This window comes from Segatella asaccharophila (assembly GCF_054687055.1).
Window position 1 is genome coordinate 1 of record NZ_BAACAN010000059.1, and the last position, 777, is coordinate 777.

Here is a 777-nt window from a genome sequence, read left to right on the forward strand (position 1 = left end):
CACGTTCGCTGGAACCTTACTACAAGATTAACGGGGATCGCCTTGAACGGTCATACAAGGATTATCTGAGCGACTTCCGGCAATGGGAGCAGAAGCCTCATGCATCCGACTGGATATTACTGGAGAAGAATATGGGTCCCAGGCTAAGCATAGACGAGACATCCCTGCAGGAAGACCTGTTCACGATCCTGTCCAACAAGGATGGCCATGGGAGACGCGGAACAGTGATTGCAGCCGTACGGGGGACGAAGGCATCGGAGGTAATCCGTATCCTCATGCAGATACCACAGGAGAAGCGTATTGAGGTCAGGGAAGTGACCATGGACTTCTCCGACAGCATGTATTCCATCGTGAGTGCAGTCTTTCCTAATGCGACAATAGTGATCGACTGTTTCCATATCATCAAGCGATGCGGTGACGCGGTGGAAGAAATCCGTCTCCGCAGCAAGCGTGAGGCAATAAAGGATCAGCGTAAAAGACAGGCGGAGTTCAGAAACAAACTTGAGCAAAGGGTGAAGCAGCGTAAATACTATCGCAAAAAACATCCCAGGAGGTATAAAGGCAGAAAGCGTGGCAGGAAGCCTGTGAGACTCAATGGGCGCTTTAAGCCGGAGATACTTGACAACGGCGATACCGGAGTCGAGCTGCTCACAAGAAGCCGGGGACTACTGAGGGTAAGCAGAAACAACTGGAGCGATACACAGAAGATCAGGGCCGGATTGCTCTTCTCTTTATACCCAAAGATAAAAGAAGCGTATAACCTTGTCGACAGCCTCA

At 50.6% G+C, this 777-nt stretch carries 1 protein-coding gene; it reads left to right on the forward strand.

The features are described from left to right. Window positions 1–777: ISL3 family transposase (locus tag ACYRYG_RS13290; protein WP_460198486.1), on the forward strand; the 777-nt coding region annotated here is incomplete at both ends.